Below are 12,637 nucleotides of genomic sequence, written 5' to 3' on the forward strand. Positions count from 1 at the left end.
TCATGGGCGCCAAACGGTATCTGTTCGCGTTCGGCCTGGCCGCGGGCCTCATCTCCGCGCTCGTCCTGGGGGGACTGCTGCGGGCCGTTCACGACGCCCCGCTGCCGAACCTGACGTGGGCCGTGCTCCTCGTCGCCACGCCGGCGCTCTATCTCACCGGCGGCTACCTCGCGTGGTTCCGCTGGGCGGCCCGCCGGCGCCGCGTGCGCCGGCAGGTCATGGCACGGCTGGCGGAGGGCGACCTCACCACCACCGTCAGCTCCCGCTACGAGGGCCACGAGGACACCCGCCGCCTCATCCTGTCGCTGCGCCGAGCGCTGTCCCAGGTGCAGCGGGTGACGGCCAACCTCCACCGCACCAGCAACGAGGTGAGCGAGCAGGCCCGCATGCTGCTGGAGGCCGCCCGCCGTCAGGGCGGCGCCGTGGAGCGCACCCTGGAAGCCGTCAGCGGCATGGGCGGCAGCCTCCATGTGGCCGTCAAGCGCGTCCACCAACTGGAGGTCTTCGCCGTCGACACCACCGGCGCGCTGCTGGAGATGACCGAGCGGCTGGAGCAGGTGGTGGACTCGCTCACGCAGGTCAACAGCTTCGCGCACAACACCAGCGCGCTGATGCAGGCCATGGCCGAGCGGCTCGCCAACATCGCCTCCTCCGGCGACGAGCTGGGCCGCTTCGCCAGCGAGGCCGAGGACTTCGTGGCCGCGGTGGAGGGCGGCATCGACTCCGTGCGCCGCCGCGCCAACGACACGAACCAGCTGGCCATCGCCGTGACGGCCACCGCCGAGCGCGGCGAGGTGCTCGTGGGCGACAGCGTCAAGGGCATGTACCGGGTGGAGGAGACGGTGCGCAAGGCCGCCGAGCTGATGGGCACGCTGGGCAACCGCTCCACCGAGATTGGCCGCATCGTCGACGTCATCCAGGAAATCGCCGACCAGACGAACCTGCTCGCCCTCAACGCCGCCATCATCGCCGCCCAGGCCGGCGTGCACGGGCGCCCCTTCGGCGTCGTCGCCAACGAGATTCGCAGCCTCGCCGAGCGCACCACGCGCTCCACGCGCGAAATCGCCGCCATGGTGGCCGGCGTGCGCGACGCGGTGCAGACCGCCGTGACGCTGGTGCAGGAGGGCCGCGAGCAGGCCACCGCCGGCGTGGCCCTGGGTGACCGCGCCGCCGAGGCGCTAGTGGAGATTCGCACGATTACGCAGCGCACCTTCACCGCCGTGGAGGCCACGGTGGCCGAGACGCAGCGGCTGGAGGCCCAGGGCACCACCGTCGTCGAGGCCAGCCGCCGCGTCGCCCGGCGCGTGGAGGACGTCACGCGCATGGCCATCGAGCAGTCCGGCCATGCCCGCGAGCTGGTGCGCCAGACGCACGAGATGGCGCGCGTGGGCCAGAGCGCCTCGCAGAAGGCCGAGGCCCAGGCGCGCACCGGCCGTGACCTGTCCGAGTCCGTGGTGCGGCTGAGCGCGGCCATCGAGGAGCTGCGCTCCGCCAACGTGGTGCTCACCAAGGGCGATGTCTCCATCCGCGAGGAGGTCGCGCAGGTGCGCGAGGACGCCCGCCGCGTCATCCGCATCGGCGACGGGCTGACGCGCACGGTGGACCAGCTGGGCCACGAGGCCGTGGGCCTGGAGACGGAGGTGTTCCGCTTCAAGCTGCCCACGCCCCGCGCCGGCGGCACGCTGCGCGTGGGGCTGCACCAAGCGGCGTTGCTGCGCAACCGGCAGGCGGTGGACCCGCTCTTCAGCGTGGAGAACCAGGTCGCCGAGCTCACCTCGTGCATCTTCTCCAGCCTCCTGCGGCTGGAGGACGGCGGGCTGGAGCCGGACCTCGCCGAGCGATGGGACGCGGACCCGTCCGCGCGCCGCTACCGCTTCTACCTGCGCCGCGGCGTCACCTTCCACGACGGCACGCTGCTCACCGCGGGCGACGTGAAGCGCCACCTGGAGCGGCTGCTGGACCCGGCCGTGCGCTCGCCGGACCGCAGCCTGCTGGAGGACGTGGAGGGCGCGCCCGAGTACACCTCCGGCCTGGCGCGCGAGGTGTCCGGCATCGAGGCGCTCGACGACGGCACGCTCGAAATCCGGCTGCGCGAGCCCAAGGCCTTCTTCCTGCACATCATGGCCCTCACCGCCACGGCCGTGGCGCGGGTGGACTCGAGCGGGCGGCTGGTGGGCACCGGCCCCTTCCGCCTCACGGCGCTGGAGCAGGAGCGCGTCGTGCTGGAGCGCAACCCCTCCTACTGGCGCCCCGGCGTCCCGCTGGTGGACCGGCTGGAGTTCCTGCTCGCCGGCTCGCGGCAGGAGGCCGTGGCGCGGCTGCGGCAGGGGGCGCTGGACATGGTCTCCTTCCTCGCCGCCGAGCACGTGGAGATACCGGGACTGGAGTCGCTCCAGATTGTCACCAGCACCACGCCCTCCACCGCCTTCGTGGTGCTCAACCAGCGCGAGGCGCCGTTCGACGACGTCCGCGTCCGGCGGGCCCTGCGCGCGGGCATGGACATCCAGGGCATGGTGGACCAGTTCCACCCAGGCGCCCGCATGGCGCGCACCCTCACCCCACCGGAGCTGCTGGACGACGCGGACATGGGGGCGCCGCACGTGCCGGACGTGGCGCTGGCGGAGCAGCTGTTGCGTGACGCGGGCCTGCGCCGGCTGCGGCTCACCCTGCACCACCCCGCCGACCAGGACCCCGCCGCCGAGGACGCGGTGCTCTTCCGTCCGCTGGTGCAGGCGGGGCTGCTGGAGCTGCGACACGTGCGGATGTCCCAGGAGGAGTACACGGCCCGGGGAAGCGAGGGGAAGCTGCCCGCCTTCCGCAGCCGGTGGCTCGCGGACTTCCCGGACCCGGACACGTTCCTCTACTTCCTGCTCAACTCCAACGCGCAGACCATCTTCCCGCTGGGCTACCGCAACCCGGAGCTGGACCGGATTACGTCGGAGGCGCGCGTGTCCATCGACCCGGGGCTGCGCCAGCAGCTCTACGTGCGCGCGGAGAAGCTCTTCCACGAGGACTGCCCGCTCATCCCGCTGTACCACGAGCGCATCCACGCGGCGGCCATGCCCACCGTGCAGGGCCTGCGGCTGCACCAGACGCCGCCGCAGGTGCGCTTCGAGGACCTCTGGGTGGACCCGGGCGCGGCCTCCTGAGTCACGGCGACTCGCGCCGGGCCCCGTCCGCGCCGCCGTGGCGCTGGGGCCAGCCGCGCGTCTGCGCGCTCCCGTCCACCGCGTAGGACTCCAGGAGCCACGCGCCCTGGCGCTCCACCACGACGTGCAGCAGGCCGCCCACGAAGGCCGCGCCCGCCACGCGCGGCCTTCCGGGCAGCGGGCACATGCCCACCCGCTCTCCGCGCGCGAAGAGCTGGTACCAGACGCGAGGCCCGTCCGCCTGCTCCGCGGCCGCGAGCACGCCCACCGCGCCGCCACTCACCAGCGTCGCGTCGTGCAGCGTGCCCGGCAGGGCTTCGTCCGGAAGCGCGTCCACCTCCCACACCAGCTTCCCCGTGGCCGGGTCCACCGCGCGCAGCACCACGCGCTCCTCCTCGGGTGTGCAGGAGACGCCGTCCGTGCGGTTGCAGGCCCGGGCGAAGAGGTAGCCGGGCGCATCCGCCGAGGACAGCAGCGCCGGCTCCGCCAGCGGCACCAGCGTCCGCGTCCCACCGTCCCAGTCCACCGGAACCGGCGCCCCGCCGTCCGCGAGGAGTGAAGCACGCGGCGCCAGCCACCGCGTCCCGTCCGCGCCCGCGGGCCTCGCGGACGGCAGCGCCTCCGTCCCCTGCGTCCCTTCCAGGCCCGGGTGCGCCGCGGGCAGCAAGGTGCCTGCGTCCCCGGGCTCCAGGTGCACGAAGGCCCGAGCACCCACCAGCAGCGTCCCATCCGCCACCGCCAGCGACGCACCGCCATCCGGCACCCCGCCATCCACGAGCGGTGACAGCCACAGCGCCGTACCGCCATCCTCTTCGAGGTCCGCGCGCGCCAGCCGCCCATCCACCGAGTAGAGGAAGGCCGCGCCCGTCACATCCAGGGCGAGCCGGGCCTCACCGGGCCAGGCCTCCACCGGCGATGCGCGCAGCAGCGTGCCCGCGTCTTCACGTCCCGCCAGCCACACCAGCCGCGCGGCCTCAGGCGGGGGCAGCGGCACCGCCCCGCCGTCGCCTCCATCCACCCCTGCATCCGCATCCGGCCGCCAGTCCACGTACGCGAGCACGTCGCCCTCGGCCGTGAGCGCCACGCGCCCCGCCCCCGTCCCGCCATGCCACGTCCCCGCGTCCGGAGCGGAGGGTGGGCCCATCGACGCCCACGACGCCTCCCACAGCCGCGCGCCGTCGTCGCGCGGCGCATAGCCCTCCAGTCCCTCCGAGCCCAGCACCACCACGCCCGCGTCCGAGACGACCAGCAGCGTGCGGGCACCGCCATCCGGATAGGGAGACTCGAAGCGCAGCAGTCCATTCGCCGTGTACGAGACGAGCCGGCAGCCCGCGTCCCCACCGCACAGCGAGGTGAACAGCGCACCGTCCTGCACCAGCAGCACGGGTCCGCCGGGCTCGCCCACCGGCTCGCCGCCGAGCTGCTGCCGGAGGGCGTACTCGAGCTCGCCCGCGTCCGGAAGCTCGCACTCGCCATCCTGGCACGTGCCCTCGTCCCGGCACGCGGTGGCGGGCGCGCAGACGGTGCCGTCCGGCGTGGGCACCTTCGTGCAACTGCCGCCGATGCAGACATTGGCGTTCCTGCAGTCCAGCGGGCCGCAGGGGATGAAGTCCTCGGCGTCCACCTCCGTGCAGCCGTCCTCACGCTCACACAGCCCCACCTTGCAGGGGTTGCTCGGCGCGGGGCACACCACCGGGTCCGTCACGCACCCCCGCGTGGGCGAGCACGAGTCCACCGTGCACGGGTTGTCGTCATTGCACGAGCGCTGGCTGCCCACGCACGCGCCGGCCTCGCAGCGGCCGTTCTCCTGGCAGCGGCTCTCCGGGATGCACGTGGCCCCGTCCGGCTGGGGCGACTCGACGCACTCGCCGGACTCCACGTCGAAGCGCGACTGGAGGCACTGCGCGGCCGGACAGGGCTTGGGCCGCACCCCCGTGCCGGTGAGGCGGACCGTCTCCGTGTCGCCGCTGCCCGCCAGCACCAGAGAGCCTTCCGCCTCCCCGTTGCCCGCGGTGAACACCACCTCCACCGTGGCCGTGCCGCTGCCCGGCACCGTCACCTCCGGCGTCGCCACGGAGAAGGGAGCGCCCACGGAGGCCGTCACCGTGACGCTCGCGCGGCCGGTGGCCAGCAGCGTCACCTGCCTGCGCGCCTGCTCGCCCTCCAGCACGCGGCCGAAGTCCACGGCCTCTTCCTGGGGACGGAAGCCCTCACGCGTGCCTCCCAGGCCCGGGTCGCCGCATCGGCAGCCGCCGACGACGACCACCACGAATGCCAAGAGCAGCGGACTCCAGGGGCGGGCGCGGAAGACCATGGGCCCGACTCAAGCGCGCCCGCCGGAGTCACGCAATCCCGACCCGCGGTCCCGTCCTGCCCCGGACTCAGGGCTCCGGCGCGGGAGCACGGCGCCGGGCCAGCATGCGCACCAGCACCCCCAGCACCCCCGCCACCACCAGCCCCACCACCGCGTACTGGTAGCGGGTGACGAGCGCGGCCAGCCGCTCCAGGTTGCCGCCCACCGCCGCGCCCAGCGCCAGCACCAGCCCGGTGTGGGCCATGGCCGACAGGGCGCCCAGCACCATCGCGTTGAAGCGGGGCATGTTGGCGGCCCCCGCCGCGACGAAGATGAGCCCGCGAATGCCGGGCAGGAAACGGTTGGCCAGCAGCAGCCACGGCCCGTTGCGCCGCATGCGCGCCTGCACCTGCTCCAGCCTCGCGTGGGTGATGCCGAAGTAGCTCTTCCCGGGGTGGGCGGCGAAGCGCTTCGCCAGCCAGTGGCCCACCCAGTAATTGATGGCCGCGCCCACCACGCTGCCCGCCGTCACCACCAGGAAGACCAGCGGCCACGGCTGCGTGCCGCGCACCGCGTACACACCGCCCAGCAGGGTGATGGTGTCCCCGGGAAAGGGCGGGATGACGTACTCCAGCGCCGCCGCCACGCCCAGCACCAGCAGCCCCAGGGGCCCCAGGGAGGTGATGAGCTGGTCGATGAATTCCACCATCCGCGCGTGAGACCTCCGGCGACCCAGACTTAAGTCCGGAGGGCCTGAAGGGAAAGCGACATCTCCTCCGGGCCTGCCAGCGGTGAACACCGTCAGGCACGGCCGGACGCCAGGGGTTCGAGCACGGACGTACAGGCCCGGCAGCGCCGCGCCTCCAGGGGAATGGTCTCCCGGCACTCCGGACACACCTTCGTCGTGGGCGGCGGAGGCGCCTCCTGCTTGCGGCGCCACAGCGTGCCCACCTTCACCACCACGAGGAACAGCACCACCGCGATGATGAAGAAGTCGAGCAGCGCGCCCAGCAGGTGGCCGATGCGCAATTGCAGCGGCGTGAAGGTGGCGTTGCGCCAGTCCCCGCCCGGCAGCACCAGCCCCACCACCGGCATCACCAGGTCCGCCACCACCGCGTTGACGATGGCGGTGAACGCATTGCCGATGACCACCGCCACCGCCAGGTCCACCACGTTGCCCTTCAACGCGAACGCCTTGAACTCCGAGAGCACGGACACGGCAAGGCCCTCCCTCGGGAGCCCGCGCCCCCGGCGACGGCCGGCGGTCCGGCTCCCGCGGGGCACCCTACCCGCTGACTCCCAGCGAGAGCGTCCTCCCTCCGGGGCGGGTGTCACGTGGTGGTCAGGTCGACTTCCGGGTGGCCCGCCCCCCGCGTGCACCTTCACGGTGGCACAGTGGTGGAACGGGGTGGGCGGCCCTCCGTGACACAGCCGCTCCAGAGGGAGACATCCATGACGACGAGCACCGGAGACGGGCACCCGAGACATCACCACCACGGGCCCCATCACCCGCCCACCTTCACGTGTTGCGTCTGTCACCGTGAGCGCCCGTCCAGCGAGCGCATGCGCATGGATGCCCTCCGCGCCGAGCTGTCCCGCTTCATCATCCAGCGCCACCCGGACGCCGCCGCGCCCGGCGCCCTCATCTGCCGCGGCTGCCGCGACGCCGAGCGCCTCGCCCTCGTCACCTCCCGCCTCGAGGAGGAGCGTGGCCAGCTCACCGCGGTGGAAGCAGACGTGGCGCGGCGCGCGGCCATCCACTCCACCGTCGCCGAGGACCTGGAGCGCGAGTTCACCCGCAACCTCACCTTCGGTCAGCGCGCGGCGGACGCCGTGGCCCGTGTCGGCGGCTCCTGGGGCTTCGTCCTCGGCGGCCTCTCCGTCATCCTGTGCTGGGTGCTCCTCAATTCAGGCTGGGAGGCGGCGCGCCCCTTCGACCCGTACCCGTTCATCCTCCTCAACCTCGTCCTCTCCTGCGTGGCGGCGCTGCAGGCCCCCATCATCATGATGTCGCAGAACCGCCAGGCCCTCCGCGACAGGCGCCAGGCCGACCAGGACTACCGCGTCAACCTCAAGGCCGAGCTCGAAGTGGCCACGCTGCACGAGAAGCTGGACCACCTGATGCACATGCAGTGGGAGCGCATGCTGGAGCTTCAGCAACTCCAGGTGGAGCTGCTCACCGAGCGGCTCGGACACGAGCGGCCACCGGAGCCGCGACGCTGACTCACGGAGACGCGCGGGGCACACCGCGCCGGCTCACGAGGACGCGCGGGGCGCACCGCGCCGGGCCCGGAGCCGCAGGTGCACCAGGTAGGCGACGATGGCCACGTTGACGACGATGACGACCACCTTCGCGACCGAGAAGCGCCGCTCCAGCGAGACGAGCTCGGCGGGAATGAGCAGGGCCAGGCTTCCGACGACCACCCACTCGCCCCACGCACGCCCCGAGAGGAGCAGCGCGCCCTCGATGGCCGTCGACACGCCGTCGACCCACGCCACCAGCCGGGCATCGCTCACGAGCGTCACCGCACCGTGGGAGCGCAGCCACGCCCCGAGGCGATGAAGCAGCGCCCCGCGCTCGGAGAGCGCGTGGATGAGGTGCTCGGTGAAGGCGCTCGCCTTCTCGGGGGCGAGCGTCAGCAGCAACGCGAGGCTCAGCACCAGCGCCGCCTTGATGACCTTGTACGCGATGATGAGCCGCAGCCCGAAGGGCTTCGCGACGGCCTTCGGCGGGGTGGGCGCGGGCATGGAGCACAGCATTCTTCCGCGAGGCACTTCCCGGACAGCGTCACGGAAGGACAGTGCCACCTTCGCGACGTGACGGTGCCGCCACACTCCAGCGTCAGCATGAAGATGCCGTGACTTCGCGGGCCGGCACGAAGGCGTGGGCCCGTGCTCCTGCCTGCTTGTGGCGCACGAACTTCACGGTGTGGCCCTTCGCGTTCCCACTCATGGAGCAAGAGGGGAAGCACATCCGTCGGCCAGCGCACGCAACGCGCGCCGCGCACTCCCGCACGCGGTGGTCCGTATGACCCACGCTCCCTACCCTCGCGCAAGGCAGTTGGATGGAGGTGGCGGATGCGTGGATGGTGCGGTGGGGTGTTGGTGGGCTGGCTGGCCGCGGGATGCGGGGGGATGGTGGCGGAGGAGGGATTGTCCCCCAGCACGTCGGTGGCGGCGCGGGAGGACGTACAGGGACAGCCGGCCTCCGCGGCGATGGCGGCCGTCGCTCCGGGCACTCCGAGTCGGGTGAAGGTCATCTTCCCTCCCACGCAGACGATTCCGCTCTTCGCGGAGGGGCCCGCGAGCCTGGTGGAGTTCAAGGGACAGCTCGCCTTCGCCGCCAACTTCGAGGATGGCAGCCGCGCGCTGTGGACGAGCGATGGCACCAGCGCGGGCACCGTCGCGGTGAAGAGCTTTCCCGTGTCGCCGCCGCCCGCCATCAACACCCGCGTGGCGCAGCTCACGCCCATGGGCGACCGCCTCTTCTTCACCGTGGGCGAGCCCGTGTCCGGCAACGAATTGTGGGTGAGTGACGGCACCACCGGCGGCACCCGGCTCGTGAAGGACGTCACCCCGGGTGCCGGGGACTCGCAGCTGACGAACCTCACCGCGCTCGGCAACACGCTGACCTTCTTCCGTACCGTGCCGGGCACGGACTCCACGCCCTCGCGCACGGAGGTGTGGAAGAGCGACGGCACCGCCTCCGGCACGGTCCGCATCCTCGACCTGGGGACGGGAGTCGAGGCCGACTGGCGGACGGCGCGCGCGGGCAACACGCTCGTCTTCTTCGTCCGGGACGCGGCCGGCAACACCACGGCCTGGAGGACCGACGGCACCAGCGCGGGCACGCAGTCACTGCGCGCGCTCAACACGTCGGGAGGCTATGCGCCCCTGGACGTGAACAGCGCCGGAGGGCTGGCGTTCTTCACCGCGTACGACGCGCAGGGCGCCACCACCGTCTGGAAGACGGATGGCACGCGCACGGGCACGGTGCGCCTGTACACGTTCGCCAACGACGGCCGCTACCCGCGGCTGATGACCACGCTGGGCGCGTACCTCTACGTCACCCTGTCCAACCCGGTCGACCAGCGGCTCGCCATCTTCCGCCTGCGCCTGGACGGCCAGGGCGGCAAGGAGCACGTCGCCACACTGCCCAACCCGTACGCGGACCAGGGAGAGGCCTTCCCCACCCTCAACATTTTCAGCGCCACCGCGGACCGCATCTACTTCGAGCAGACCATCGGCAGCTCCGGCCCCGCGCCGCGCGACACGCAGCTGTGGGTGACGGATGGCACCAAGGCCGGCACGAAGCTCCTGCGTCGGCCGCTGAGCCTCTCCGACGAGTACGGCTCGCCCATCGTCGCCGTGGACTCCGGCCTCGTCTTCTTCGCCGCCTATGACGGCGCCACGGGCATCGAGCCCTGGGTGACGGACGGCACGGTGGCGGGCACGCGCGCGCTGAAGGACATCGCCCCGAACGGAAGCTCCTTTCCGTACGGCTACACCCGCGTGGGACAGCGGGTGTTCTTCAGCGCCTTCGACGACACCGCGGCCAACCAGCTCTGGAGCGTGCCGCTCGTGTCCAGCCCTTGACCGGACGGGGGCCGCCGGTAACGTCCCAGGCCCATGTCCACCGACACCGCTCCCACCGTGCTCCTCCTACCGGGCCTCTACAACTCGGGGCCCGAGCACTGGCAGACCCACTGGGAGCGGGAGCGGAAGGACTGCCAGCGCGTCGAGCAGGCGGAGTGGAACACGCCCCGGCGCGAGGACTGGGTCGCCTCGCTGGAGCGCGCCGTCACGGGCGCCCGGCGGCCCGTGGTGCTCGCGGCCCACAGCCTCGCGTGCATCCTGGTGGCGCACTGGGCCGCGGCCCACCCGGCGAGTACCGGCAGGGTGCGCGGCGCGCTGCTCGTCGCGCCCAGTGACACCGAGGCGCCCGGCTTCCCCGCGGGCACGGTGGGCTTCGCGCCCATGCCGCGCCTGCGGCTGCCGTTTCCCTCGCTCGTCGTGGCGAGTACCGATGACAACTACATCACGATGGCGCGTGTCACCGGGCTCGCCGCGGACTGGGGCGCCCGGCTGGTGAACATGGGCGCGAAGGGCCACCTGGGCAGCGCGGCGAAGCTCGGCGCGTGGCCCGAAGGGCAGGCCCTGCTGGAGGAGCTGCTCCGGGGCGCCTGAGCCTCGCTCAGGAGGCGGTGGGCTCGGGGCGCGGCATCACCGTGCCGCCGTACTGCGTGGCCGCCAGCGTGCCGCACGCCGCGCCAATCTCCTTGCCGCCCGAGTAGCGCCGCGCCACCGGCGACTTCAAAATCTGCAGGTAGTCCCGGAAGGCGCTCAGCTCGTCGGGCGTCGGCGGCAGGTACTTCCCCGTCGGGTCCGTCACGTCGATGAGGTCCACCTTGATGGGGATGCCCTCGAAGGCCACCTTCAGCGCCTCGGCGTCCTCGCGCCCCAGGTTGAAGCCGCTGATGGCCACGTACGCAATCATGGCCCGCTCGCGCCGCACGGAGCTGTACTCGCGAATGGCTTCAATCAGCTCCGGCAGCGGGTGCGTCTTCTCAATCGGGAGCACCTGCGCGCGCTTCTCCGGAATCGCGCTCGTCACGGAGAAGGCCAGCCGGTACGGGTGGCCCTCACGCGTGTAGCGGCGGATGGCCGGCACGTGGCCCGCGGTGGAGAAGGTAATCGCCTCGCCGGAGATGGAGAACCCGGACGGGGTGCGCAGGATGTCCGCCGCGCGCAGCGTCTCCTTGTAGTTCAGGAGCGGCTCGCCCATCCCCATGAACACCACGCCGCGCACCGGCCGGTCCGCTTCCGCGCGCACCTGGAGCACCTGGTCCAGGATCTCCCACGTCTGGAGGTTGCGCTTGAAGCCCAGCTTCCCCGTCATGCAGAAGTCGCAGGCCAGCGCACACCCCACCTGGCTGGACACGCAGATGACGTACTTCTCGTCGAAGATGGGGATGCGGACCGCCTCCACGCGCCCGCCCAGCGGCGAGTCGAAGAGGTACTTCACGAAGCCGTCGTCCGCCTTGCGCCGCTCCACCACCTGCAGCGTCGGCAGCTCCGCGTGCTCCCGCAGGTAGTCCCCCACGCGGCGAGGCACCTGCCGGGCCCCGGCCACGTCCTCCACCGTCTTCGCTCCGTGAGCGAAGACGGCCGCGAACACCTTGCGGACGGCGGCGGGGGACGGGGTGAGCGGGGCCAGCGCGGCCTCCAGCTCCGGGAGCGACAGTTGCTTCAGGTTCACGAGGCGGACTTGATCTTGGAGCGAAGGTACTCGGTCAGCTTCTCGGAGACTTCCTTCGGCATCTTCGCCGCCAGGGCCTTCTTGCACAGCCCGGGCGTCGCCCGGTACGTGCGGAGGAAGTCCACGCAGGGGCTGCACCCGCGCAGGTGCTCTTTCAGATGCTGTGCCTCCTCGGCGGACATCTCGCCATCGAGGAATTCCAGCAGGAGGTTGATCGAATCCTTGCAATTATACATCCGAACCTCGGCTGGCTGCGGCGCGCCCTTGTCCCTTTCGAAGATGCCGAGCGCTTCGTCGCGTTTCACGCCCCGCGACTGTCCCGGTTGTAGAAATCATCGATGGCTTCACGGAGCGCGAGCCGGGCACGGTGCAAACGGCTCTTGATGGCGGGGATGGAGTCCCCCGTCGTCTCTGCAATCTGTTCGTAACTGAGGCCGTCCACGTCTTTCAAGAGGAAGACTTCCCGGTAACCCTGCGGAAGCTGGTCGGTTGCCTGCTGGATGGCCGTCCCCAGCTCGGCGTCCAGGGCCTTCTCCTCGGCGTCCCGGCTCCAGTCGGAGAGGGGGTACTCCGCCAGGGAGCCCCGCTCGGTGAACTCCGGCCCCTGGAGCTCCTGCTCGGCCGCCTGGGCCACCCGGCGGTGGCGCAGGCGCATGAGCGCGTGGTTGGCGGCGATGCGGTGCACCCAGGACCCGAAGGCGGCATCCCCCCGGAAGTCCTTGAGGTGTTGGTAGGCGGACAGGAAGGTATCCTGGGTGATTTCCGCGGCGTCGGCCTCGGAGCGCGTCATGCGCAGGGCCAGGCCGTACACCTTGTCCCGGTGGGCATCCACCAGGGCCTCGAAGGCGGAAACGTCCCCATCCTGTGCCCTCTCGAGGAGCTGTCGGTCCTCTTCCCTGGCGGCCTCGTCGGACATGGCGGGGCGCACCCAACCAG

At 72.0% G+C, this 12,637-nt stretch carries 11 protein-coding genes; 4 read left to right on the forward strand and 7 right to left on the reverse strand.

From position 1 onward, the window contains the following. Nucleotides 1-2 precede the first annotated feature (2 nt). Nucleotides 3-3,149: an ABC transporter substrate-binding protein gene (locus tag ACX9TP_RS41280; RefSeq protein ID WP_482976174.1), complete on the forward strand. Its 3,147-nt coding sequence runs from the start codon at nucleotides 3-5 to the stop codon at nucleotides 3,147-3,149. 1 nt (nucleotide 3,150) lies between these two features. Here the strand turns inward: ACX9TP_RS41280 and ACX9TP_RS41285 are convergent, their stop codons facing one another. The 3 genes from ACX9TP_RS41285 to mscL form a co-directional block, all read right to left on the reverse strand. Continuing rightward, nucleotides 3,151-5,418, reverse strand: coding sequence for an outer membrane protein assembly factor BamB family protein (locus tag ACX9TP_RS41285; RefSeq protein ID WP_482982303.1), 2,268 nt, complete (start codon nucleotides 5,416-5,418; stop codon nucleotides 3,151-3,153). 112 nt (nucleotides 5,419-5,530) lie between these two features. Continuing rightward, on the reverse strand, nucleotides 5,531-6,151 hold the full coding sequence (locus ACX9TP_RS41290) for a DedA family protein (protein ID WP_482976175.1): 621 nt from the start codon (nucleotides 6,149-6,151) through the stop codon (nucleotides 5,531-5,533). Between the two features lie 92 nt (nucleotides 6,152-6,243). Further along, nucleotides 6,244-6,660, reverse strand: coding sequence for a large conductance mechanosensitive channel protein MscL (mscL, locus tag ACX9TP_RS41295; RefSeq protein WP_482976176.1), 417 nt, complete (start codon nucleotides 6,658-6,660; stop codon nucleotides 6,244-6,246). Between the two features lie 234 nt (nucleotides 6,661-6,894). Here mscL and ACX9TP_RS41300 point away from each other — a divergent pair, with 234 nt between their 5' ends. After that, a complete protein-coding gene (locus ACX9TP_RS41300) occupies nucleotides 6,895-7,665 on the forward strand; it encodes a DUF1003 domain-containing protein (protein ID WP_482976177.1) in 771 nt (256 codons plus the stop codon). Nucleotides 7,666-7,698: 33 nt separating this feature from the next. Here ACX9TP_RS41300 and ACX9TP_RS41305 read toward each other — a convergent pair whose 3' ends face one another. Beyond that, a complete protein-coding gene (locus tag ACX9TP_RS41305; protein ID WP_482976178.1) occupies nucleotides 7,699-8,190 on the reverse strand; it encodes a DUF2127 domain-containing protein in 492 nt (163 codons plus the stop codon). 330 nt (nucleotides 8,191-8,520) lie between these two features. On the opposite strand from ACX9TP_RS41305, the gene ACX9TP_RS41310 reads away from it, so the two are divergent. After that, nucleotides 8,521-10,038 carry a hypothetical protein gene (locus ACX9TP_RS41310; protein WP_482976179.1) on the forward strand — a complete coding sequence of 506 codons (1,518 nt, stop codon included), beginning with the start codon at nucleotides 8,521-8,523 and terminating at the stop codon, nucleotides 10,036-10,038. Nucleotides 10,039-10,071: 33 nt separating this feature from the next. After that, entirely contained in the window at nucleotides 10,072-10,629 is a 558-nt protein-coding gene (locus ACX9TP_RS41315; RefSeq protein WP_482976180.1) for an RBBP9/YdeN family alpha/beta hydrolase, read from the forward strand. A gap of 7 nt (nucleotides 10,630-10,636) precedes the next feature. On the opposite strand, the gene ACX9TP_RS41320 is transcribed toward ACX9TP_RS41315, so the two are convergent. From ACX9TP_RS41320 to ACX9TP_RS41330, 3 genes are read right to left on the reverse strand one after another with little or no spacing between them, the layout of a single operon-like run. After that, nucleotides 10,637-11,701: a radical SAM protein gene (locus ACX9TP_RS41320; protein WP_482976181.1), complete on the reverse strand. Its 1,065-nt coding sequence runs from the start codon at nucleotides 11,699-11,701 to the stop codon at nucleotides 10,637-10,639. Then, nucleotides 11,698-12,006 (reverse strand): anti-sigma factor family protein, encoded by a 309-nt coding sequence (locus ACX9TP_RS41325; RefSeq protein WP_482976182.1) that lies wholly within the window; start codon nucleotides 12,004-12,006, stop codon nucleotides 11,698-11,700. Before ACX9TP_RS41325 ends, ACX9TP_RS41320 begins: the two co-directional genes overlap by 4 nt. Next, the gene (locus ACX9TP_RS41330) at nucleotides 12,003-12,617 is read right to left on the reverse strand and encodes an RNA polymerase sigma factor (RefSeq protein ID WP_482976183.1); all 615 of its coding nucleotides are present in this window, start codon (nucleotides 12,615-12,617) and stop codon (nucleotides 12,003-12,005) included. The genes ACX9TP_RS41325 and ACX9TP_RS41330 overlap by 4 nt, the downstream gene beginning before the upstream one ends. Nucleotides 12,618-12,637 lie beyond the last annotated feature (20 nt).

Source organism: Pyxidicoccus sp. M15 (assembly GCF_056858435.1).

Bases quoted from the DNA above. Each gene is read 5' to 3' on its own strand.
- ACX9TP_RS41280 (WP_482976174.1), top strand. From the start codon at position 3: ATGGGCGCCAAACGGTATCTGTTCGCGTTCGGCCTGGCCGCGGGCCTC.
- ACX9TP_RS41290 (WP_482976175.1), bottom strand. From the start codon at position 6,151: ATGGTGGAATTCATCGACCAGCTCATCACCTCCCTGGGGCCCCTGGGG.
- ACX9TP_RS41300 (WP_482976177.1), top strand. From the start codon at position 6,895: ATGACGACGAGCACCGGAGACGGGCACCCGAGACATCACCACCACGGG.
- ACX9TP_RS41305 (WP_482976178.1), bottom strand. From the start codon at position 8,190: ATGCCCGCGCCCACCCCGCCGAAGGCCGTCGCGAAGCCCTTCGGGCTG.
- ACX9TP_RS41310 (WP_482976179.1), top strand. From the start codon at position 8,521: ATGCGTGGATGGTGCGGTGGGGTGTTGGTGGGCTGGCTGGCCGCGGGA.
- ACX9TP_RS41315 (WP_482976180.1), top strand. From the start codon at position 10,072: ATGTCCACCGACACCGCTCCCACCGTGCTCCTCCTACCGGGCCTCTAC.
- ACX9TP_RS41330 (WP_482976183.1), bottom strand. From the start codon at position 12,617: ATGTCCGACGAGGCCGCCAGGGAAGAGGACCGACAGCTCCTCGAGAGG.